This is a genomic window from Bacillus thuringiensis (assembly GCF_001455345.1).
GTDB lineage: Bacteria > Bacillota > Bacilli > Bacillales > Bacillaceae_G > Bacillus_A > Bacillus_A thuringiensis_N.
In genome coordinates this window covers 5,023,416-5,044,789 of record NZ_CP013274.1, presented here as the reverse complement: position 1 = coordinate 5,044,789, position 21,374 = coordinate 5,023,416, and the positions used below count along the sequence as shown (strand labels likewise).

The following is a 21,374-nucleotide window of genomic DNA, read 5'->3' as shown; positions in this document are numbered from 1 at the left end:
GATTTCATATCAGCTCTTTTTTATATAGAAGGGATTTGAACTGCAAGTAAGGGAAATAAAATACTTTACTATATAAGTAGTATGCCTTTTATACAAAGAAAAAACGATGAATTTCGACAGTATTCGATATTCTACAAATTCTATTCGTATTTTTGACAAAAAATTGTCGGAAATGTGTTGTCACGTTTATGTATATGTGCTATATTATTTCCTGTAAGCGATTTCAAATAGTTTTAAAGCGCATTCAAGGGGGACATCTAGAATAATGAAACGTTACGAAAGAAAGTGGAAGCATATTTGTTTGAAACGTGTGGCACATCGTAGTGTCCAAGAAAGCACGGAACCTAAGACTGAAACGCGCAAAGAACAGCAAGAGAAGCAATTGGTTCTACAAAAATAGCAATCACTTTTTCGTATATAAATGAAGGTCGATCGTTCGTTGGGGGATGGACGTGAAATTACTTTCAGCTAAGGGGTATTGTCTGATATATAATTTATACGGCAATAAATAAGCACAGAGCATACGGCGCTCTGTGCTTATTTTTATTTATCTTTTTTGAATCGAACTGTTTTATCCCAGCCAATGACTTGTTTCTTGCTCTTTGCACGTAAGTATAAAATTAAGCTACGAATGAATAAGTACGTAAAGAGCTGTGCGTACGTAAAGTACATGATAACACTAATGAAAATATTAGTTGGTGTAAAGGTTCGTTCCACACTCTGAGCACTAAATAATTGAGAAACATATGTAATATATGCGACATACCACATAAATAGTAGTGGTATGCTATATTGAATTTGGAATATCCCGAGTAATCCAATTACAAACCAAACGTTCGAAATGATTAAGAATAGCCAAAATACAACATACACTAAAACTTGTTGTAAGGAATGGACGAGAAGTTTTCCTTTAAAGAAACTCAATGAAGAAAACATTTTTTCTAAAATGTACAAGTTCCCTTGGAGCCAACGTGTACGTTGCTTAATAAGGATTTTTAAGTGCTCAGGTTCTTGTTCCCATGTAACCGATTCTGGAACGATTGGTAAGAGATAGCCCTTTTGTGTAATTCGTAATGTTAATTCAGCATCTTCTGCAATTGCATAGGGATCATAGCCGCCAAGCTCTTCTAATGCAGAGCGACGAAGAAGCATGTTTGTTCCTGTTAGTGAACCTGTTTGGAATAGTAACCAGCGTCCGGATTGCATAAGGAGCTGGAAGATTTGAAATTCTAACGAAATCATTCGTGTTAACCAGTTTCTTTTTTCATTTACAGTACGAACGTGTCCAACTGCTCCAACAGCATCCTCGGTTGTTTCAGCGTGTTCCACAAGCATTCGCAGAGCATGTGGTTCAGGCTGGTTATCTGCATCATAAACACAGAAGTATTCACCATCTGAAATACTAAGACCATAGTTTAATACACGTGATTTCCCTTTTGGTTCACCCGCCGGAACACGAATGTGACGAATATGAGCATAAGCTTTGTCAAAATCGTCACCGATTTCAGGTGTTTCATCTTGAGAGTTATCGTTTAGTAAATAAACCGTTAGTTTGCCTGGATATTCAATCTTCGCCATCGCCTCTAAAGTATCTTTAATAACTACGCCTTCATTGTGGGCAGGTATTAAAATATCGACACTTGGATAATGTTCTAACGTACGATCTTTTCGTTTCCTATTTCGGTGAACTAAGCCTGCAAGTGTTAAGAAAGAATAGTAAACGAGTAAGCCAGAGAACAGAAAGGCTGTAAAAATAAGTACATATTTAATTGAAAATGTGATGCTGATCCAAAAAACAAGTACGCAAAACAGGAGGAATAAAAGGAGTATAACGAGTGTCATCATAATACTGTCGGTCCTTTTGTAGCTATTTGTTCTCGTTTAATCTTAATGTCCTGAATTGCCTCAGCTGCAAGCCATTTTTCCATTTTAGGCTGTAGACGGTTCATTACAATATCGGCACCAGCTTCATTTGTATTTTGTAATAAAATGATTAATGTGTTGTTATCATACTCAGCAACAAGGTCAAAGTCAGCTCTTACCGTTTCAACTAATAATGAAGCTACACGGTCCATAACACTTTCCTTCGTATATTTACTAAAGGAAGTGAAGTCAAAGTAAATCATAACGCCTGTTTCATTACGACGATTCATTGCATTTATTAATAATGCTTGTCGTCTTTCGAATTCTTGTCTTGTTAATAATTTTGATTCTCCAATGTATTGTTCTAACGTTCTCACACGTTCGGTTAATTCTTTATTTTCATGAATAACCTTCTTTAATAAATGAGTGGAGATATATACGATGAAGAAGTTCGCTGCCATTAGGAAGTGAGTAATAATGTATTCCCATTGTTCTGATGTACTCCATAAGTAAAGCCATGCTTGGTAGAATAGGTAGAACACCGAAATAATGGTTCCTAATATGAAGAAAACAAATGCAGTTTTATCAGCTAAAAATAGAAATAGTACATTAACAATTACATAGATAATTGTAAAAATGAGAGCATGCTCATATTGCGTTACATGTACAGTTGTAAAATAAAATAAAATTTGTAAAATCCACATAGAGAGGACTTTATAGAAGTTATCTTTCACAAAACTTTCCTCCTTAAAGATAATTCATGCAAGGATATTTGTAGTATGCGCAATTATTAAGAAATAGACCGGATGACTAGATTCTTTTGAAGAGAGCAACAACAAGTAGTATCCCTCTTTTGTAAGAAAAAATAAACAGACTTACTAATTATTGTATCATAATGTTTTTATATTTCGACATAAAGTATTTAATATATATCGAAAAAATAAGGAGCATAATAAAAAGCCCCCTCTTTAAAAAGAGGGGGTTTTGATTTATTTTATAGGAACATCATACCTGCAACTGCTGCATTTAAGAAGTTCGCTAGTGTACCAGCGATAACTGCTTTAATCCCTAATTGTGCAATTTGTTTACGGCGAGTAGGAGCTAGTGTTCCAGTCACACCTAACTGAATTGCGATAGAAGAGAAGTTTGCGAATCCACAGATTGCGAATGTTAAAATTAGATTTGTTTTGTCAGAGAACTCTGCCATGTGTGGTCCTAAGTTTGCGTATGCAACGAACTCGTTGATTGCAAGTTTTTGACCGATAAAGCTTGCTGCTTGTACAGCTTCACCAGGAGAAACCCCGATTAAGATTGCAAATGGTGATAGTAAGTAACCGAAGATTAAATCAAGGCTAAGTTTAATATCGAACCAAGAACCAACCCATCCTAATAAACCGTTTAATAAAGCGATTAATGCGATGAAAGCCATTAACATTGCTGCTACGTTAATAACAAGTTGCATACCTTCAGATGCACCACGTGCCGCTGCATCAATAACGTTTGCATCTTCACGTTCTGTAGAAAGCTCAACGTTATTATCTACTTTTTCTGTTTCTGGCATAATTAGTTTCGCAATTAATAAACTTGATGGAGCTGCCATAATTGCTGCTGCTAATAAGTGTTCTAACGGAATGCCCATTGCTGCATAGCCGACAAGAACTGATCCGGCAACAGCTGTCATACCGCTTACCATAATAGTGAAGAATTCACTATTTGTTAAACGTGCTAAGTAAGGTTTGATTAAGATTGGAGCTTCAGTTTGTCCTAAAAATACAGTTGTTACTGAGTTTAAACTTTCTGCTTTAGAAGTTCCAAGAAGTTTGCTTAATGCGCCACCAACGACACTAACAAATCTTTGCATAATACCGAAATGATATAAGATTGCTACTAATGAACTAATAAATACAATTGGAAGTAGTGCTTGAATAAAGAATACAAATCCCCAAGGGCCTTTTGCGTTGACTAAATCCCCAGCAACGAACTTAATTCCCTCGTAAGAAAAATTAATTAATCCTTGAACGCCATCTGCAGCGTGTTTTAAACCTGCTTTTCCGGCATCCCATCGTAATACGATAAATGAAAATGACATTTGTAATGCTAGCGCGATTAAAATCGTGCGCCAATTAATAGCTTTGCGGTTGGAAGATAGTAAGAAAGCAATTGCTAATACTCCAATCACGCCGCCAATTCCCCATAAAAGATTCATGCAGTGTATGCTCCTTCCTCATAGTAAAAAAAGTGTATAAACCAGTTGTCTATACGTTTACGAATATAACATCTTAAGTAACTTATCATAATGGACATCAGAGGTCAAACGTCTAACGAAAAGTTTAAATAAAAAGAAAATTCTTTAAAAAAACACATATAAAATGAATAGACATGAAATAGGTTATGTTTTTTATGTGAAAATATACATTATGATAACGTTATGGATCATTATTGTAGAATATAGTGTATGAAATAGAAAAATAGATACATTATTTTTTCAGAGAAATAGGTCATACACATTAAAAAGAGCCTTCTAGTAATCTAGAAGGCTCTAAAAATATAACTTAAGGTGCTTTCGTATAACCTAAGAAGTGCTTGCTCCAATAAGAGTTACTTAATGAAGCGATTGCTACACCTTTATCTCCAGCTTGGATAAATGATCCGCCCCCAAGGTAAATACCCATATGAGAAGGACCTGATTTATAAGTGTCTTTGAAATAAATTAAGTCGCCTGGTTGTGGATTTGAAGTTTGTGGTAGGCTACCCCAATATCCCGCAACACTTTGACGGCTAATGTTATGACCAAATTTCTTAAATACGTGGTAAATGTAACCACTACAGTCAACACCGTTAGCAGAAGTACCGCCCCAAACGTACGGTACACCTTGCATTCCTTTTGCATATGCAAGTATGGAAGAACTGTTACCGCTATTATTGCCTGTATTATTGTTGTTATTGTTTTGGTTGTTATTTTGGTTGTTGTTAGGCTTATTATCTACTGCGCCCCCAACTGGTGTTTTAGACAGGTAACGTGTTCCAATATAACCAGTTTGACCGTTGTAGTTAATTTTGCTCCATCCAGAGTTTTCAGAGATTACTTGAACTTTCTGTCCTTGTGGAAGTGCGCCTATGATTCTATAATTTGTACCTTCACCACTACGTACATTTAAAGCAGAAGCATTAATGTAGTAGTCACCAATTGCACCTTGATTAGGTTGTTCAGGTTGCTTTGGTTGCTCAGGAGTAGTAGTGCCACCTTTAACGAATTTCATGAATTCGCTACTAACGTAGCCTGTTTTTCCTTGATAGTTAACTTTAAACCAGCTACCTTCAGATCCAATTACGTTTAATGTCGTACCATTCAATACGCCACCAATTACGCTATGGTAAGTAGCAGGGCCTGTACGAACGCGTAGAGATGTTGCGTTAACAACGTAAGTGCCGCCAGTTTGAACAGTTACATTATTGTTTTGTTCTTGTTTGTTATCTTGGTTGTTTCCTTGTGCAACGTTGTCGTTAGAACCGCCTTTTGTTACGTAGTCTTTGCTTACGTAAGCAGTTTGTCCCGCATAGTTGATTTTGAACCAATCTTGCACTTCGCCAACAACTTGAACTACTTGTCCTTTTGTAACAGAACCTACAGTTGTATGAGAAGTACTAGGACCTGTACGAACACGAAGGGAAGATACATTTACTGTATAGTTTCCGCTTGCTGGTTTTACAGATTCTTGGTTGTTATTATTCGTATTGTTGTTTGAAGAACCTGCATTAGAAGAAACGCCAGATACGAATTCGCCACTTACGTAGCCAACTTGTCCATTATGGTTGATTTTCACCCAACCATTTTCTTGGCCAATTACGTTTAATGTTTGACCTGCATATACACGTCCAGAAACAGAACTAGAAGTGTTAGGAGCGGTACGTACACGTAATACATCGGCAGTAACTTTATTGTTTCCACCTGTTGTACTTACATTAGAATTGTTTGCTCCATTTTTTGATACAAATTCGCCACTAACAAAACCGGTTTGTCCATTAATGTTAATTTTGAACCAACCATTTTCTTCGCCAATCACGTTTAAGGATTGACCGTTATAAACGCGTGAGATGATGTCGTGAGAAGTACTTGATCCTGCACGAACATGTAATACGCTAGCGTTGACCGTATAAGATGAGCTGTTTGATGCAGAAGCTTGGACAGTTGTAGCAGCTTTTTGTGTATTTTGTTCTGGGGCAGCTTGAACACTATCAAGTGTAGGTGCTGCTCCTCCTGCTACAGACACTGCCGCAAGACCGGCAAGGTATTTTTTCATAATTTGTCGATTCCTTTCTGTCTGTAATGTAGTGAAGAAATATTTACCAACTGTTAAAAATTCTAAAGAGCATGTCGATTACTGTCAAGACTTATGCGGGAATCTGAATATGACAAAAAGATTACAAGAAAAAATCAAGGCATAAATCTATACCTTGATTTCCATTTAAATACATATATTGAATGTAGAAAGCATAGAAATTATTCGTGTTTAAGAAGATGACATATTGGATTGTAACAAGCTTTGAGAAAAGGATCTTTGTAGCATTTTAGTAATAGGGCCAACTTGACCATCTTGGATTGCCGTTCCATCAAGATGAGTCATCGGCAAAATTTCAATCGTCGTTCCTGTAAAGAAACATTCATCGGCTTGATAAACATCCCGAACGCTGAAAAGCTCTTCTTGTACAGGAATGCGAAGGGTTTTCGCTAAAGAAAGGACATATTGACGAATAATGCCATTTAAAATAAGGTGATTAGCTGGATGTGTGTAAAGGGTCCCGTTTTTGATTAGAAAGAAGTTAGAACAGCTGCCCTCAGTTACAGTACCATTTCGTACGAAAAGTGCCTCCTTACAACCTTTGCGCTCGGCTTTCGTAGCAGCTAATATATTTGGTAATAAATTTAATGATTTGATATCACAGCGTAGCCAGCGCGTATCTGGTTCTGATATAGCGCGTACACCATATTCAATCCATAATGCTGGTCTTTCTTTCTTTGTAATATAGGCATAGATTGTCGGAGGGACGTCATATGAGAATGTATGGGTACGAGCTTGTACACCACGAGATACTTGTAAATAAATAGTGCCATCTTCGTGGAAATTATTATTTTCAATTAGTTTATAAAGTAGGGTAATAAGTTCTGCTTTTGAGAAAGGGAGTGTTAATTCTATTTCTTCCATGGAGCGATATAATCTTGTGATGTGCGGATCTAATAAGTGAAAGTTTCCTTTGTATAGGCGAATAACCTCATAGACACCATCTCCAAACTGTAAGCCTCTTTCTTCAAGTTCTATGTAAGTTTTTTGTTTCGTTGTATCAATAACTGCATCATTCCAAAGTACAAATCTTTCATATGCCAATTTTCGTCCCATCCTTTCGTAAGTGCATAAGTAAAGTGAAACTTTAATTCATAAAAATCACTATAGTAATTTTTATGTGGGTAACTCTTTACATATGACGTATATGTATTTGTAAATGGTAGAGAAGTAGTGGTGATTTATAGCATTTTGTATATACAAATTCGAAAATAAGAAATAAGAATCCTGCTTTTAAATAAAAAAAAGCAACATTCTTATGGAATGCTGCACAAGGAGGGTAGCTATCTTTCATAGGGACATCGTCTTATTGAATGTTTTGTGTATGGAAACAAAACATTCAATAAGACGATTATAAGAAAGTAGAAATAAAACGATTTACATATTTCTTTAAGGGATCTTATTGCAGATGAGAGATAAGAAATATATAGAATCTCGTTTACATATTTTATTATAGAGATGTTTCATTAACTCTATGTGAATATTTGGTAAAGGTTATGTAATGTTAAAGTTAATGAATATAAGTGATTGTATGGAGAAATATAAAAAAAAGAGGCTGAGATTACTCAGCGCTCTTCTTTTCTTCTTTAATAGCTGTCTTTACTTCACCAGTTTTGGTCTTGTTGCTTTCAGAGAAGCGAAGTAAGTCACCTTCAATGATTTTGTCAGACATGTTCAACTCATTTTGGGCACGATCAATGAGTGGTTGAGATTCTTCTTTTGGTAATTGTACAACTTCGCCAGTATTACGATCGTAGAATGTACTGTTCGTGTACATGTACTTATCTGTAACGAAGCTACCGTCACGAAGAACAACAAATCCTTTATTTTCTGGTGAGAATACATCATGACCAAATTGAATTTGATTCGTAGAATCTACACCAAGTAAGTTTAGAATAGTTGGTTTAATGTCAATTTCACCAGTTGGTTTTGAAATTGTTTTACCTTCTTTTTGACCAGGAACGTGAATAAACATCGGTGTTTTTTGTAAGTTCATATGGTCAAATGCCGTAATTTCTTCTTTTCCTAAGAACTGTGCCATTGCACGGTTATGGTTTTCAGAAATACCATAGTGATCACCGTAGAATACGATAACTGAGTTGTCGTAAATACCTTCTGCTTTTAGACGCTCAATAAAGTGTTTCATTGCTTCGTCTAAATAGCGAGCAGTTACCATGTAACGGTCAAATACGCCATCACCAGAATTGTATTCATCGATTAATTTCGTACTTTCATCATAAGTGAATGGGTAATGGTTTGTTAAAGTAAGGAAGCGAGTATAGAACGGTTGCTTCACTTCTTTTAACATATCGATAGATTGATCGAAGTATTCGATATCTTTTAATCCCCAATTTAATTTTGTTTCTGGTGTAATCTTGTAGTCAAGTTCGTTGTAGTAACGATCATAACCAAGTGCCGGATACATAATGTTACGGTTCCAGAACGTTGCGTTGTTCGCGTGGAATACCGATGTGTGATATCCTTGCTCACGTAAAATTTCTGGAGTTGCTGTATATTCGTTATTACCATGTGTGAAGAATACAGCACCACGGTCTAGTGGATACATTGAAGTATCTACTAAGAATTCAGCGTCAGATGTTTTTCCTTGACCAGTTTGATGGAAGAAGTTATCAAAGTAATAACTTTCTTTCGTAAATTGGTTTAAGAATGGTGTAACTTCTTGTCCGTTAACTGTTGCACCAATTAAGAATGTTTGTAATGACTCAAGAGAGACGACAATTACGTTTTTCCCTTTTGCAGTACCAAACATATTTGGATCTGGTTTGCTTTGCGTTGTTTTTACGTAGTTCTCTGTTTCCTGTAATTTACTACCGTCAGCAAATGCTTTTTGTGAACTTGATTTTGCTTGTAAGCCAAGATCATATACTTGGTGTACATATAAACCTAAGTTTTTAACAAGCATAACGCGGTCGAATGAACGAGTTAATAGTTCTGGACGTTCAGCTTCTGCCAGTCCTAAGTTTGCGAAGAAAATAGCAATTGTTGACACGAAGTATAGGGAACGCATTGGGCGTGCTACACGTTCTGTCGGTGCAAAATTCTTCATCTTCTTCAATAAAATAAAGAATACGATAATATCAGCAAATGCAAGGATAATTTTGTAGTTAAACAATTCTTTTACACTAGAACCTAAACTTCCGAAGTTAGATGTTTGTCCTAGTACTGGTAAAGTAACGAAGTCATTGTAGAATCCGTAGAACATTACGTTACCAACAAGAACGATTGTTAAAACAAAACTAATTCCAAGTGCTATATAGTTACGTTTTTTCCCTTTTGCAAATAATGCAAGACCAACAAGCAGTAATGATGCTGCTAATGGGCTAAGGAATAAAATGAATTCTTGCATGAAAGATTCAAGTTTTAAATCAAAGCTTGTGCGTGTAATAAGGTATGTCTTCAACCATAAGGCTAAAGCTACGAATACAGTGAAACGCACATTTTGAAATTGTGATTTCAAGGTTTCTTTCATTCATTTCCACCCTTTCTCTATCAGGCTTGGTCGATTTTGGAGCGAAAAATGCTAAAATAAAAAATACATAGTTTTCTTGGCCATAATTAGAGGTTCTATATTCACCCATATACGACTATAACTATGCATACCCTTTTGGTTTCTTGTGTTGCTCATAAGCATAACGTCATTTCTGTATTATACAACAAAATTCATTTCTGAGAAACACTATAACATTTTACATTTTTTGTATGAGATTTGTCACTACCAGAGAAAACTTTAACATTCGTTTATATGTCCGTCAACTAGAAAATATAACAAAGGTAGAGCAGAATGTTAAGTGAAAGTGAAAATTTTCTTTGTTGAGAAATAAGAAATGACAATGGGTAAGTGGTTATCTAGAAACCTATTATATGAAGGGAAGTATGCAAAAATTAACGAACACTTGTTCTTTTTTAGTTTGTTTGTTACAATGAAAGTTCATTGATAGATTATGTGTAATTTTGATGAACTTTTACTGATAACATATTGTAGCTTATTTCTTTTAAAAAAATAGGGAGGCTTTTACATGGAACAAAAATTTTCAGTTGAAGCGTTTTGGAAGAAAGTAAAACATGTTGCAAAGCAAGCAGGGCAGTCGGTCATTTATGCAAGTTTATTATTGTTTTACGTTTTGCAGAAACCGGATGTTCCAAAACGAGTGAAAATTATTGTAATTGGGGCGCTTGCTTATTTTATTGCACCGATTGATGCGATTCCAGATTTCGTTGCTGGAATTGGTTATACGGATGATTTAGGGGCGTTAATGGCTGCACTATTACAAGCGTCGTTATACGTCAATGAAGATGTGAAAGATAAGGCACGAGTGAAGTTGGCAGAATGGTTTGGTTCGGATATAGACACATCCTTTATCGATCAGAAATTAGATCAATAGGTGAGAACTGTCATATGGTGACAGGGCGAACGTAAGCGAGGAAGTGCATTATGCCATCAGGAAGAACGCATACGAAAATAAACTTAATATCCCTTCCGGTTGTTTTGTTTCTGCTCTTTTCGTATGGATTAACAAATTTTGATTTTTTATTAACTTTTGCAATTGGCTTTTTAGTAGGTACTTCATTTTTAACGCCGGATTTGGATACGTATAGTAATGCGTATAATAAATGGGGATTCCTGCGTATATTTTGGTATCCGTATAAGAAGGTCATGCCGCATCGCTCCTTCTTTACACATACAATTATACTTGGTGATGTGATTCGTATTGCATACATGTTAATTGTATTTTCTCCGTTTTTATTCCTATTAAATGTAATCGCACTTGACGGGAATTTAATAGAAATTGCGGAGAAACATGAGGTTGAAATTGTAACGTTCGTAATGGGAATTGTCGTGGCAAGCACGCTTCACATTATAGCGGATAAAGTGAATACGCGCCGCAAGAAAATGATGAGAAAAAAGAAGAAACGCAGAAGATAAAAAAACCGTCCCAAAAGGTATTTTGGGACGGTTTTTCTTTTTAATCAAACGTTTGTTTAAAAAAGAAATTAAGCTTTCAGTACTTTAATGCCTTTCACAATGTTCCAAATGAAGTAGTATAAGCTGATGATTCCGCAAATACATAAGACAATCATTGCACCGATTCCAAGTGTTACATCTGCTTGATCAGATCCAAGCCCCATAATTCCTAAAATAGTTAAGCCGATGAATGTAGCGATACTTGGAATGATGTGTGTCCATAGAGCACGTTTTGCATGTGGTTTTGTTTCAGCATCGCCTACAATCCAAACGATAATAGGGAATAAGATAGGGGCAAATAGTACACTAAAGTATGATAAAGCAGCTAATATTTTGTTTCCGTTCATATATATCACCTCATGAATAATGTCTGTTGTTATACTATTATTATGCAATAGTTTTGGCAAGCTTTCTATCGATGAACATTACAGGAACGTGACGATTTTGTAAGATTTTTTGTTAAATGATAAAATTTTCAAAAAAATCTTTTTAAATGGAAATTGTTATGGTACAGTATAAATGAAAGTTATTGAAAACGTTTTCTTAAACGTTTTTTATTTTTAGACTGAAAGGTATGATGACCTGATAGTCTATTGATGAGGTTATTCTATTTAAAAGGGGATTCTTTAGGGGGAGAGAACAATGAACACATGGACACAAATTTATGATCCGTTCGGAAACATTTGGATTTCGGCAGCGGTCGCACTTATTCCGATTATCTTTTTTTTCTTAGCTTTAGCAGTTTTCCGCATGAAGGGGTATGTGGCAGGATTTATTACAGTTGTACTTACAATTTTAGTGGCGTTATTCGCTTATAAGATGCCGTTCACGATGGCGATGGCAGCGACTGGATATGGTTTCTTATACGGACTATGGCCAATTGCTTGGATTATCATTATGTCGGTATTTTTATATAAAATTTCTGTGAAAACAGGTCAATTCGATGTGATTCGTGCATCTGTATTATCCATTACGAATGACCATCGTTTACTCGTTATTTTAATCGGTTTTTCATTCGGAGCATTTTTAGAAGGGGCAGCAGGATTTGGTGCACCAGTAGCGATTACGGCAGCACTTCTTGCAGGGCTTGGATTAAATCCTTTATATGCAGCGGGTCTTTGTTTAATTGCAAATACGGCACCAGTAGCGTTCGGAGCGATGGGAATTCCGATTACCGTTGCTGGACAAGTAACAGGTATTGATCCACATAAAATCGGACAAATGGCTGGACATCAATTACCGTTCTTATCATTATTTGTTCCATTCTTTATCGTATTTTTAATGGACGGGTTGAAAGGGGTAAGACAAACGTGGCCTGCTTTACTTGTAGCAGGTAGCTCATTTGCAATTACACAGTTTATTACAGCGACATTTTTAGGGCCGGAACTTCCGGATATTACATCGGCACTTGTAAGTTTAGTTAGTTTGGCGCTGTTCTTAAAAGTATGGCAACCGAAAGAAATTTATCAATCCGGGCAAGCAAATAGTGAAGTAGCAGCAACAACGACAGCAGCATCGATGCCGAAATTAACGTTTGGAAAAGTAGTGAAGGCATGGTCTCCATTTATCGTATTAACGGTTATGGTAGTCATTTGGAGCCAAAGTTTCTTTAAAGCATTATTTGCTTCAGGAGGCGCGTTAGAAAGTCTTGTATTTAAGTTTGAAATTCCAGGATTGCACAATTTGGTAATGAAAGCAGAGCCAATCGTAAATAAACCGACGCCTTATGAGGCGATTTTGAAGCTTGATGTATTATCAGCAACTGGAACAGCGATTTTAATTGCTTGCATCATTTCCATGTTTATTTTGAAAATGAATGTAAAAGATGCAGTAGTGACATTTAAAGAAACGTTAAGCGAATTAAAAATGCCAATTCTATCTATTGGATTCGTATTAGGATTTGCATTTATCGCAAACTATTCTGGCCTATCTTCTACTTTAGCGTTAGCACTAGCAGGAACTGGCGGATTATTCCCGTTCTTCTCACCATTCCTAGGCTGGATTGGCGTATTCTTAACAGGTTCCGATACGTCAGCGAATGCATTATTCTCAAATCTACAAGCAATTACAGCACAACAAGTTGGCGTATCTGAAGTGCTTCTCGTTGCAGCAAATACAACGGGCGGTGTAACAGGTAAAATGATTTCTCCACAATCAATTGCGATTGCTTGTGCGGCAGTTGGACTTGCTGGAAAAGAATCAGATTTATTCCGCTTTACAGTGAAGCATAGTTTATTCTTCGTAATTATTGTTGGTATTATGACGTATGTACAGGCATATTATTTAACGTGGATGATTCCGTAAAAAGCAAAAGAATTAAACTTTGCATTTTTCAGATTATCGTGTATGATGGGAAAGTATTGAAAATTAAATCAGTGATAAACTAGGGGTGCCTAACGTATGCGTAGGCTGAGAGAGAAGCGCGTGATCTTCTTAACCCTTTGGACCTGATCTGGCTCGTACCAGCGTAGGGAAGTTAACGGCTTTACATAATGATGTCTTTTATGAGCCAGGTCCTTATTTTTTTATGGACCTGGCTCTTTTTATTTTGGCATACGCTGGCCATATCTCGTCCTTGTCACGAACAGGGGAGGCAACAAAGGTTATGAAACAATCTGTTTCAGCTGAGCAAATTGAATTGAAATCGAGTTTACCAGGGAGTAAGAAAGTATATGTGGATGGACCACGCGCAGGGATGAAAGTGCCGATGCGTGAGATTGAACAAAGCGAAACGAACGGCGTCTCAAATCCACCAATCCGTGTGTATGATACGAGCGGTCCTTATACGGATCCGGCGTATACAGTGGAGCTGGAAAAGGGGTTGCAGGCGCCGCGCCACTCTTGGATTCTAGAGCGCGGGGATGTAGAGGCATATGAAGGGCGCGAGGTGAAACCAGAGGATGACGGTGTGAAAGTGGCTTCGAAACATACACCTATTTTCCCGCAAATGGATCGCCAGCCGCTTAGAGCGAAGCAAGGTGCAAATGTTACGCAAATGCATTATGCGCGTAATGGCATTATTACGTCTGAGATGGAATACGTTGCGATTCGTGAAGGCGTAGAGCCTGAGTTTGTTCGTAAGGAAATTGCGGAAGGTCGCGCTATTTTACCAGCAAATATTAACCATCCGGAAGCAGAGCCGATGATTATTGGACGTAATTTCCACGTGAAGGTGAATGCAAATATCGGAAACTCTGCTGTATCTTCTTCTATTGCAGAAGAAGTAGAGAAGATGACGTGGGCTACTCGCTGGGGTGCAGATACGATTATGGATTTATCTACAGGTAAAAACATTCATACGACGCGTGAGTGGATTATTCGTAACGCGCCTGTACCAGTTGGAACTGTACCGATCTATCAAGCGCTTGAAAAGGTAAATGGAATTGCAGAAGATTTAACGTGGGAAGTGTATCGTGATACGTTAATTGAACAAGCGGAGCAAGGCGTGGATTACTTTACGATTCACGCTGGTGTATTACTTCGTTACATTCCAATTACGGCAAAGCGTACGACAGGTATCGTTTCGCGTGGTGGTTCGATTATGGCGCAGTGGTGTTTATTCCATCATAAAGAAAACTTCCTATATACTCATTTTGAAGAGATTTGTGAAATTATGAAGCAGTACGATGTTTCGTTCTCTCTTGGAGATGGATTACGTCCAGGTTCGATTGCAGATGCAAATGACGAGGCACAATTCTCTGAGCTTGAAACACTTGGTGAATTAACGAAAATTGCTTGGAAACATGATGTGCAAGTGATGATTGAAGGACCTGGACATGTACCGATGCATTTAATTAAAGAGAACATGGAAAAAGAGCTTGATATTTGTCAAGGTGCGCCGTTCTATACACTTGGGCCGTTAACGACAGATATTGCACCAGGTTATGACCATATTACATCGGCGATTGGAGCTGCGATGATTGGCTGGTTTGGAACGGCGATGCTTTGTTATGTAACGCCGAAAGAACATTTAGGATTGCCAAATAAAGATGATGTTCGCACGGGGGTTATTACGTACAAGATCGCTGCACATGCAGCTGATCTTGCGAAAGGGCACAAAACGGCTCATCAGCGTGATGATGCACTTTCAAAAGCTCGTTTTGAATTCCGTTGGCGCGATCAATTTAATTTATCTTTAGATCCTGAGCGTGCGATGGAGTATCACGATGAAACATTGCCAGCAGAAGGCGCGAAAACGGCTCATTTCTGTTCCATGTGTGGACCGAAGTTTTGTAGTATGAGAATTTCACATGATATTCGTGAATATGCGAAAGAAAATGATTTAGAAACGACAGAAGCAATTGAAAAAGGGATGAAAGAGAAAGCGAAAGAATTTAAAGACACTGGTAGTCATTTATACCAATAACACGTTACACCTCTTTACTTGATTGATCACACTGTAGTACCTAACTTAAATATAGAAGAAGCCCCCTTTGTTAAGACGGTAGCAAAAGGGGCTTCTGTCGTTTATAGGGTGAAGAAGAGGTGTACCCAGTAGTATAAGAGGAATAATGTGACGACTGTTGTGAGAGGAATAACGATAAGGGATACACTTAAATAGTCTTTCCATTTTACTTTAATTTTGTTTTGTTTCAGTATATACATCCAAATGAGGGAAGCTAGCGTACCGATTGGTAATAATAGTGAACCGATGTCACTACCAATAATATTTGCGAGGTAGATAGTTTTTAATGTGACTGGGTCTAGTCCCATTTCTGTTAATGTGATTGTACCAATCATAAGTGCAGGGTGGTTATTGAAGACGTTAGAGAGGAGGGAAACGAGCCCGCCCATCGTAAAGCTAGCATAGAGTAGATGTTGACTTACAACTGGTTCAAGCCAATTTACAAGTGCTGTTGTTAACCCTGCGTTGTGAAGCCCGTAAATAATGACGTACATAGAGAAGGCGAAAATTAAAATGTGCCACGGTGTCTTTTTCAAAATGTCGACAGGATTTGTTCGTAAGTAGTACCATCTCCAGATGAGAAGAACGAGTGAGCCGAGTACTGCAACAATTTCAATTGGAATAGATAAGAAGGATGCGACGAATAGAAGACAGCGCATAAGGAATACGAAGCCTAATACTTTCAACATAAATCTTGTCCGTTTTTGTTTCGTATCAACAGAATTTTTTCCTTTTAACGGATGGAAGTTTTTTGTGAAGAATATTTCTTCGATATCATATGAAGAAACAGGTAATCTTTCTGGTAGTTTTTTCTTTAAAACTGTGTACATAAGCCATGACATAAATAATAGTCCTAATGTTGCAGGTACAAACATCATAGCAGTATGCATATAAAGAGTCATATTCACGATATTTAATGCGATTAAGTTTACGATATTACTTACACCAATTGGTGCACTAGATGCAGTAGCAATTAAAGCCCCGCTTAACAAATAAGGAATTTGTTGATGTGGTTTTAATCGAAGGTTTTTTAGAAGAAGAATTAAAATTGGAGTTGTAATTAAAATACTACCGTCGTTATTAAATAAAAGAGTCATAAGAAAACATAATAATTGAATATACCAGTATAAACGGCGACCAGAGCCTTTTGCTAAATTTGCAAGTTTCGCTGCGGACCAGTGGAAGAAGCCGAAGCTTTCTAATATAACCGCCATAACGATGGTCGCTAATATTGTTATGGAGGCACCGCCAATTTTACTGATAATGTCCATGACGTCTGGTTTTGATACAAGTCCAGTAATCAGGATAATGCCAGCACCAATTGCTGCTGGCCATGCCTCATTTAAACCACGAGGCCGCCAAAAGATAACAATCATCGTAAAGAAGAATACAATAATAGTAATCCATATTTCAATGCTCATATTTTACCTACCTTTCTACTTTTCCTTAAACCAATGTAGCTTGTCTCAAGGTCTGTATTGGTAGTATATTCAGCAAAAAATAAGAGGAACTAGACGTATAATGGAATAAAGCGAATATGTGTTTTTCAAGCTAAAGGACAAGTGTCATGAATAGTGAAGTAACTATTGTGATAGGAGTCTATAAATTTGTGGGGCGGTAGGATAGTAAATGAAATTTATATAGGCAATCATTGAAATATATCAGCGTAACTCAAAATATATCAGCGATTATTGAAGTATATCGGCGTAACTCAAAATATATCAGCGATTTTTCAAATATATCAATTTACCGCCAAAACATGACAAAAGGAGTCCGTCCCAAAATACCTTTTGGAACAGACTCCACTATATTATTTTTCCTTCAAAAAAGTTCGATCCTTCAAGAATAGATTCCAGAAGAAAATAAATCCTGGTAATAAAATTGCAATTCCAATTGCATATAAAATAAGCAATGCATAGAATGTTTCGACCGTTGTAAAGCTTGTAAATACAGTTACATCAGGATAAATAATATACGGTAAATGCGCCACGCCGTACGCGTAACTTGCAAATGCATATTGAGCGACGATTGCTAAAACGGCAATACGAGGGTATCCTAGTGTGTCATACTTCTTGTTGGTCCACCAAAGAGAAGAGTACCCGATAACGAATAAAATGATAGAAACTGTAAACCATGGGAATTGCTTTATTAGTCCTTGCATAAGCCAGTGTGTTTCCGGATCCATTACAACGAGGGCGATAATCGCCGTAACGAGCGTTGCAGGACCAAGGATGATCGCGTTTCTTCTATAAATTTTATATGCATCTTCTGAACCTTGTTCTCTCGCAAAATCAGCAAGAAAGAGAGAGGATAGAAATAGTTCCGAAGTTAGGCCGAAGAGCATATAACAATAAATAACAGGACTAGAAAGAAGTTTTCCATACAGGAGTACTTCTTTTCCTTCAGACATTGTAATATAGGCACCTTCTGTAACGGGTAAAACGGTAATTAATAGGGCTGGAATTAAGAGCCCTGTAATCCCTGAAATAATACGAAGAAGGTGTTGGTACTTCGGCAGAGAATAAGCAAATACCATAAATGTACTGCGAATTGCCACGAGTATTAAAATTAACATAACGGGTACGAACATTACTGTTGCAAGGGTAAAGGCTGCTTTAGGAAAAAAACCAAGGAATGCGACAACGACAAAGACAAGAAACGTATTTGTTACTTCCCAAGTTGGTGATAAGTATCGATTGGCAAGCTTGGCAGCGAGCGTTGGATGTTTTGCGTATACCATACCCCAAAAACCTGCTCCAAAATCGATGGACCCTAATATACTGTATACGAAAATAAGAGCCCATAAGATGATGATTGCAATACTTTCCTCATGCACGAGAATCGCCTCCTTCGTGATGTAAATCATTTGTAAGCGGATGTTTCTTAAAGAATGTCCGTAGCACAAAAACAGTTAAAATACCGAGTCCAATATATAAAATGATGAATAGAATAAATAAAGGACCGACGAAATCAGCGCGTGTAGAAGCGTCGACTGTACGTTGCATACCATAAATGGTCCACGGTTGACGACCACTACAACTGAAAATCCATCCGAATTCAATACCGAGCATCATAACTGGTCCACATGCAGCAGCTCCCCAGAGAAGCCACTTCGGTAATTCTGTTCCTTTTTTTCGGTAAACAAAGTACCAATATAAGAGGGCGATGGCTGCAACTGCAAAGGTAAAGGCAGCGGTGCCGACCATTAAATTGAATAGTGTATGTGTGTAAAATGGTGGCCATGTTTCTTGTGGGAATTCTTTTAGCCCTTTTACGACGGTGCTAGGGTCTAGTCCCACTAGTAGGCTAAGCATGTTCGGAATTTCTAGTGCATAGTTTAGTTCAAGTGTGCTAGGATCTACAACTCCGCCAATTGATAACGGTGCATGTGATGTCGTTTCAAATAAAGCTTCAGCAGATGCAAGTTTTTCAGGAGAATGTTTATGTAAGGCAATTGCCGATTCGTGTCCCGAAAGCCACATTGTAGCACCTGTAATAAATGTCACAACGAGTCCTAACAGTAGCCCTTTTTTATGATAAGCAATTTCGCGTTTACTTAAATTCTTCTTTAATAATTTAAATCCAGCGATAGAGGCAATGACGGCAGCTCCAGTTGCGTAGGCAGTAATAACAACATGAAATGCGCTTGTGCCAAAACTCGGATTAAAGAAAGCTTTCCACGGATCAACGTTAAAAACTGATCCGTCTGGCCCCATTGAAAAACCCGCGGGTGTATTCATCCATGTATTTGCTGATGTAATAAGCACGGCGGATGCCGTGGCACCAATCATGACGAAGAATAGCGAGATTAATCTCATGAATGGAGGTAGTTTGTCAGCTGCATATACATAAATGGACATGAACAAAGCTTCTAAAAAGAAGGCGAAAATCTCAATTTGAAAAGGAACAGAAATAACCTGACCAACAATTTTGGCAAAACCAGGCCAAAGAAGTGAGATTTGCACACCAACAATTGTTCCAGTTGGAATTGCTACACCGAGAAGGATGGCAAATGCTTTTGTCCATCTTTTCGCCATAATGGCGTAGTCGGAATCTTTCTTCCAGTGAAAGAGTATTTCACTTATAAAAATCATCAATGAAAGCCCGACACCAAGTGTTGCAAAGATAATGTGGAATGCTAGTGAAGAACCAAAAAATGCTCTTGCTAATGTTACCGTATCCATATGTAAACTCCTCTTCTTTTTTGCCATTATTTTCTGATTGAATTGGAAGATTTATTCAAAAAAACTACCAAAAATATATATGTATTTAAAAAGTGGATATGGTAATATAATGTTTGAATATTCTAAATAGAAAGAAGTTAATGTTTGATAATATTTTGTTTGTTTTTTGGGGAGGAATATTTTATAATCTTTTATGCGAACATAAGTTCTGTTTTCGAGATGGAGAAGTTTATGTGAAATGGAGAGGATGTTTTATGTATCCTGAAGTCATTAAAAAGATGGCATTTTCAAAAGAGCATAGAGATTTATTATTGAAGCTGTATAATAAAGAGATTACGCGTCGTGAGTATGATCGACTCGTGGAATCGCTATATAGACCTTCTAAAGAGGCTTGTGAGGGATAGAGGTACGGGAGACAATCTAATAGATTGTCTTTTTTAATTTTACGTATGTTCTGGTAAAATTAAGGCTAGCCTTATTAGGGAGGTGAAAAGATTGCGGAAACGTTTATATATAGGGATTGGAGTTATTCTCTTAATCGCTTTAGGTGGAATTGTATTTTGGTCAGCTTTGCAAGGAAACCGTACGGAACATTTTATTTTAAGACATATGGTGAATGAAAATGGGACGCTTGCTACCTATCGTTTAGGGGATACAAAGGCAGGAACGGGTGAAGCGAAGGGCCGTGAAGCTTTATCAGAATCGGCAGGACTGTGGCTACAATATACATTGGATAAAGACGATCAAGCGTTATTCGATGAACAAGTTAAGGTTATTCAAAATAACTTTGTACATAAGGATCAAATTGTTTTATGGAAAATCTCTGAAAAGGGAGAAATGCAGTCAGCTACAAATGCTCTTATCGATGATCTTCGTATTATAGAACAGTTATATCGCGCTTATGAGATGTACAAGGAAGAGCGTTATAAAAACTTGGCAGATCAATTGAGTGATGCTGTAATTCGTTATAATAAGAAAGGTAATTATTATGTTGATTATTATGATGCAGATGCAAGGAAACAAAATGATTTTGCAACAACGTCATATATAAATCCGCGCGCATTCTCCTATATGAAAAAGTATGGCAAAGTTTCTGATCAGCAATATCAGGAAGTCGTTCAATTTTTAGCGGATTATCCAAGGCGTGGATGGGCATTCCCGAAAGAGTATAAAGCAGATGGTACATTTACGTACGATAAAGAAGTGAATCTTATTGATCAATCATACGTTGCGTATCATCGTAGCTTAGGTGGTCTTTCATCCGATGCTTATATGGAATTTATAAAGAAGAAATTTCAGGAGGATGGAAAGTTATATGGTCGTTACAATTTAGAAACGGGAAAACAAACTGTGAAGTATGAATCGCCAGCCGCTTACGGATTAACGATTTTGTACGTACTACAAACAGGTGATACGAAGTTTGCGAAGGAATTGTATGATCATATGTCCACATTCCGAAATGATAACGTATTTAGTAGATATTACGGTGGATACGTAACAGGCGAAAATAATAATACGCATATTTTTGATAATGTTTTGCCGCTTTTAGCTGAAATAGAATTAGAGAAGAGTGAAAAATAAAAGGTGCCACCCTACGG

General features: G+C 37.2%; 16 protein-coding genes and 1 riboswitch. Of the genes, 6 read left to right on the top strand and 10 right to left on the bottom strand.

Annotation, left to right across the window (positions count from 1 at the left end; genetic code table 11):
* Nucleotides 1–543: 543 nt before the first annotated feature.
* From ATN06_RS26565 to ATN06_RS26540, 6 genes are all read right to left on the bottom strand, one after another.
* Nucleotides 544–1,845, bottom strand: coding sequence for a glycosyltransferase family 2 protein (locus ATN06_RS26565; protein ID WP_060632908.1), 1,302 nt, complete (start codon nucleotides 1,843–1,845; stop codon nucleotides 544–546).
* A complete protein-coding gene (locus ATN06_RS26560; protein ID WP_060632907.1) occupies nucleotides 1,842–2,597 on the bottom strand; it encodes a diguanylate cyclase domain-containing protein in 756 nt (251 codons plus the stop codon). Before ATN06_RS26560 ends, ATN06_RS26565 begins: the two co-directional genes overlap by 4 nt.
* Before the next feature lie 260 nt (nucleotides 2,598–2,857).
* Nucleotides 2,858–4,069 (bottom strand): NupC/NupG family nucleoside CNT transporter, encoded by a 1,212-nt coding sequence (locus tag ATN06_RS26555; protein WP_060632906.1) that lies wholly within the window; start codon nucleotides 4,067–4,069, stop codon nucleotides 2,858–2,860.
* A gap of 346 nt (nucleotides 4,070–4,415) precedes the next feature.
* A complete protein-coding gene (locus tag ATN06_RS26550) occupies nucleotides 4,416–6,164 on the bottom strand; it encodes a C40 family peptidase (protein ID WP_060632905.1) in 1,749 nt (582 codons plus the stop codon).
* Between the two features lie 210 nt (nucleotides 6,165–6,374).
* A complete protein-coding gene (locus ATN06_RS26545; RefSeq protein WP_084644509.1) occupies nucleotides 6,375–7,259 on the bottom strand; it encodes a D-amino-acid transaminase in 885 nt (294 codons plus the stop codon).
* Between the two features lie 505 nt (nucleotides 7,260–7,764).
* On the bottom strand, nucleotides 7,765–9,693 hold the full coding sequence (locus tag ATN06_RS26540) for an LTA synthase family protein (RefSeq protein WP_060632903.1): 1,929 nt from the start codon (nucleotides 9,691–9,693) through the stop codon (nucleotides 7,765–7,767).
* 547 nt (nucleotides 9,694–10,240) lie between these two features.
* Here ATN06_RS26540 and ATN06_RS26535 point away from each other — a divergent pair.
* Nucleotides 10,241–10,606 carry a YkvA family protein gene (locus tag ATN06_RS26535; RefSeq protein ID WP_000435504.1) on the top strand — a complete coding sequence of 122 codons (366 nt, stop codon included), beginning with the start codon at nucleotides 10,241–10,243 and terminating at the stop codon, nucleotides 10,604–10,606.
* 50 nt (nucleotides 10,607–10,656) lie between these two features.
* Nucleotides 10,657–11,148: a metal-binding protein gene (locus ATN06_RS26530; protein ID WP_060632902.1), complete on the top strand. Its 492-nt coding sequence runs from the start codon at nucleotides 10,657–10,659 to the stop codon at nucleotides 11,146–11,148.
* Between the two features lie 68 nt (nucleotides 11,149–11,216).
* Here the strand turns inward: ATN06_RS26530 and ATN06_RS26525 are convergent, their stop codons facing one another.
* Nucleotides 11,217–11,534 carry a magnetosome magnetite crystal formation protein family gene (locus ATN06_RS26525; RefSeq protein WP_060632901.1) on the bottom strand — a complete coding sequence of 106 codons (318 nt, stop codon included), beginning with the start codon at nucleotides 11,532–11,534 and terminating at the stop codon, nucleotides 11,217–11,219.
* A gap of 295 nt (nucleotides 11,535–11,829) precedes the next feature.
* On the opposite strand from ATN06_RS26525, the gene lldP reads away from it, so the two are divergent.
* Together lldP and thiC are read left to right on the top strand one after the other, a co-directional pair.
* Entirely contained in the window at nucleotides 11,830–13,491 is a 1,662-nt protein-coding gene (gene lldP, locus ATN06_RS26520) for an L-lactate permease (protein WP_060632900.1), read from the top strand.
* Between the two features lie 71 nt (nucleotides 13,492–13,562).
* A riboswitch (TPP riboswitch) is annotated at nucleotides 13,563–13,678 on the top strand.
* Nucleotides 13,679–13,792: 114 nt separating this feature from the next.
* Nucleotides 13,793–15,553 (top strand): phosphomethylpyrimidine synthase ThiC, encoded by a 1,761-nt coding sequence (gene thiC, locus ATN06_RS26515; RefSeq protein WP_060633202.1) that lies wholly within the window; start codon nucleotides 13,793–13,795, stop codon nucleotides 15,551–15,553.
* 101 nt (nucleotides 15,554–15,654) lie between these two features.
* Here the strand turns inward: thiC and ATN06_RS26510 are convergent, their stop codons facing one another.
* From ATN06_RS26510 to cydA, 3 genes are all read right to left on the bottom strand, one after another.
* Complete coding sequence (locus tag ATN06_RS26510) at nucleotides 15,655–17,013, bottom strand: arsenic transporter (protein WP_060632899.1); 1,359 nt, start codon at nucleotides 17,011–17,013, stop codon at nucleotides 15,655–15,657.
* Nucleotides 17,014–17,402: 389 nt separating this feature from the next.
* Nucleotides 17,403–18,428, bottom strand: coding sequence for a cytochrome d ubiquinol oxidase subunit II (locus tag ATN06_RS26505; protein ID WP_060632898.1), 1,026 nt, complete (start codon nucleotides 18,426–18,428; stop codon nucleotides 17,403–17,405).
* Nucleotides 18,421–19,776, bottom strand: coding sequence for a cytochrome ubiquinol oxidase subunit I (gene cydA / locus ATN06_RS26500; protein ID WP_060632897.1), 1,356 nt, complete (start codon nucleotides 19,774–19,776; stop codon nucleotides 18,421–18,423). Before cydA ends, ATN06_RS26505 begins: the two co-directional genes overlap by 8 nt.
* Before the next feature lie 233 nt (nucleotides 19,777–20,009).
* Between cydA and ATN06_RS29320 the strand changes: the two genes are divergently transcribed.
* Entirely contained in the window at nucleotides 20,010–20,180 is a 171-nt protein-coding gene (locus ATN06_RS29320) for an adhesin (protein ID WP_141525137.1), read from the top strand.
* Nucleotides 20,181–20,271: 91 nt separating this feature from the next.
* Complete coding sequence (locus ATN06_RS26490) at nucleotides 20,272–21,357, top strand: hypothetical protein (protein ID WP_060632896.1); 1,086 nt, start codon at nucleotides 20,272–20,274, stop codon at nucleotides 21,355–21,357.
* Nucleotides 21,358–21,374: the final 17 nt, after the last annotated feature.

Coding starts and splice junctions, on each gene's coding strand:
- ATN06_RS26510 (WP_060632899.1), bottom strand. CDS start 17,013: ATGAGCATTGAAATATGGATTACTATTATTGTATTCTTCTTTACGATG.
- lldP (WP_060632900.1), top strand. CDS start 11,830: ATGAACACATGGACACAAATTTATGATCCGTTCGGAAACATTTGGATT.
- ATN06_RS26545 (WP_084644509.1), bottom strand. CDS start 7,259: ATGGGACGAAAATTGGCATATGAAAGATTTGTACTTTGGAATGATGCA.
- thiC (WP_060633202.1), top strand. CDS start 13,793: ATGAAACAATCTGTTTCAGCTGAGCAAATTGAATTGAAATCGAGTTTA.
- ATN06_RS26525 (WP_060632901.1), bottom strand. CDS start 11,534: ATGAACGGAAACAAAATATTAGCTGCTTTATCATACTTTAGTGTACTA.
- ATN06_RS26535 (WP_000435504.1), top strand. CDS start 10,241: ATGGAACAAAAATTTTCAGTTGAAGCGTTTTGGAAGAAAGTAAAACAT.
- ATN06_RS26530 (WP_060632902.1), top strand. CDS start 10,657: ATGCCATCAGGAAGAACGCATACGAAAATAAACTTAATATCCCTTCCG.
- ATN06_RS26540 (WP_060632903.1), bottom strand. CDS start 9,693: ATGAAAGAAACCTTGAAATCACAATTTCAAAATGTGCGTTTCACTGTA.
- ATN06_RS26550 (WP_060632905.1), bottom strand. CDS start 6,164: ATGAAAAAATACCTTGCCGGTCTTGCGGCAGTGTCTGTAGCAGGAGGA.
- ATN06_RS26555 (WP_060632906.1), bottom strand. CDS start 4,069: ATGAATCTTTTATGGGGAATTGGCGGCGTGATTGGAGTATTAGCAATT.
- cydA (WP_060632897.1), bottom strand. CDS start 19,776: ATGGATACGGTAACATTAGCAAGAGCATTTTTTGGTTCTTCACTAGCA.
- ATN06_RS26565 (WP_060632908.1), bottom strand. CDS start 1,845: ATGATGACACTCGTTATACTCCTTTTATTCCTCCTGTTTTGCGTACTT.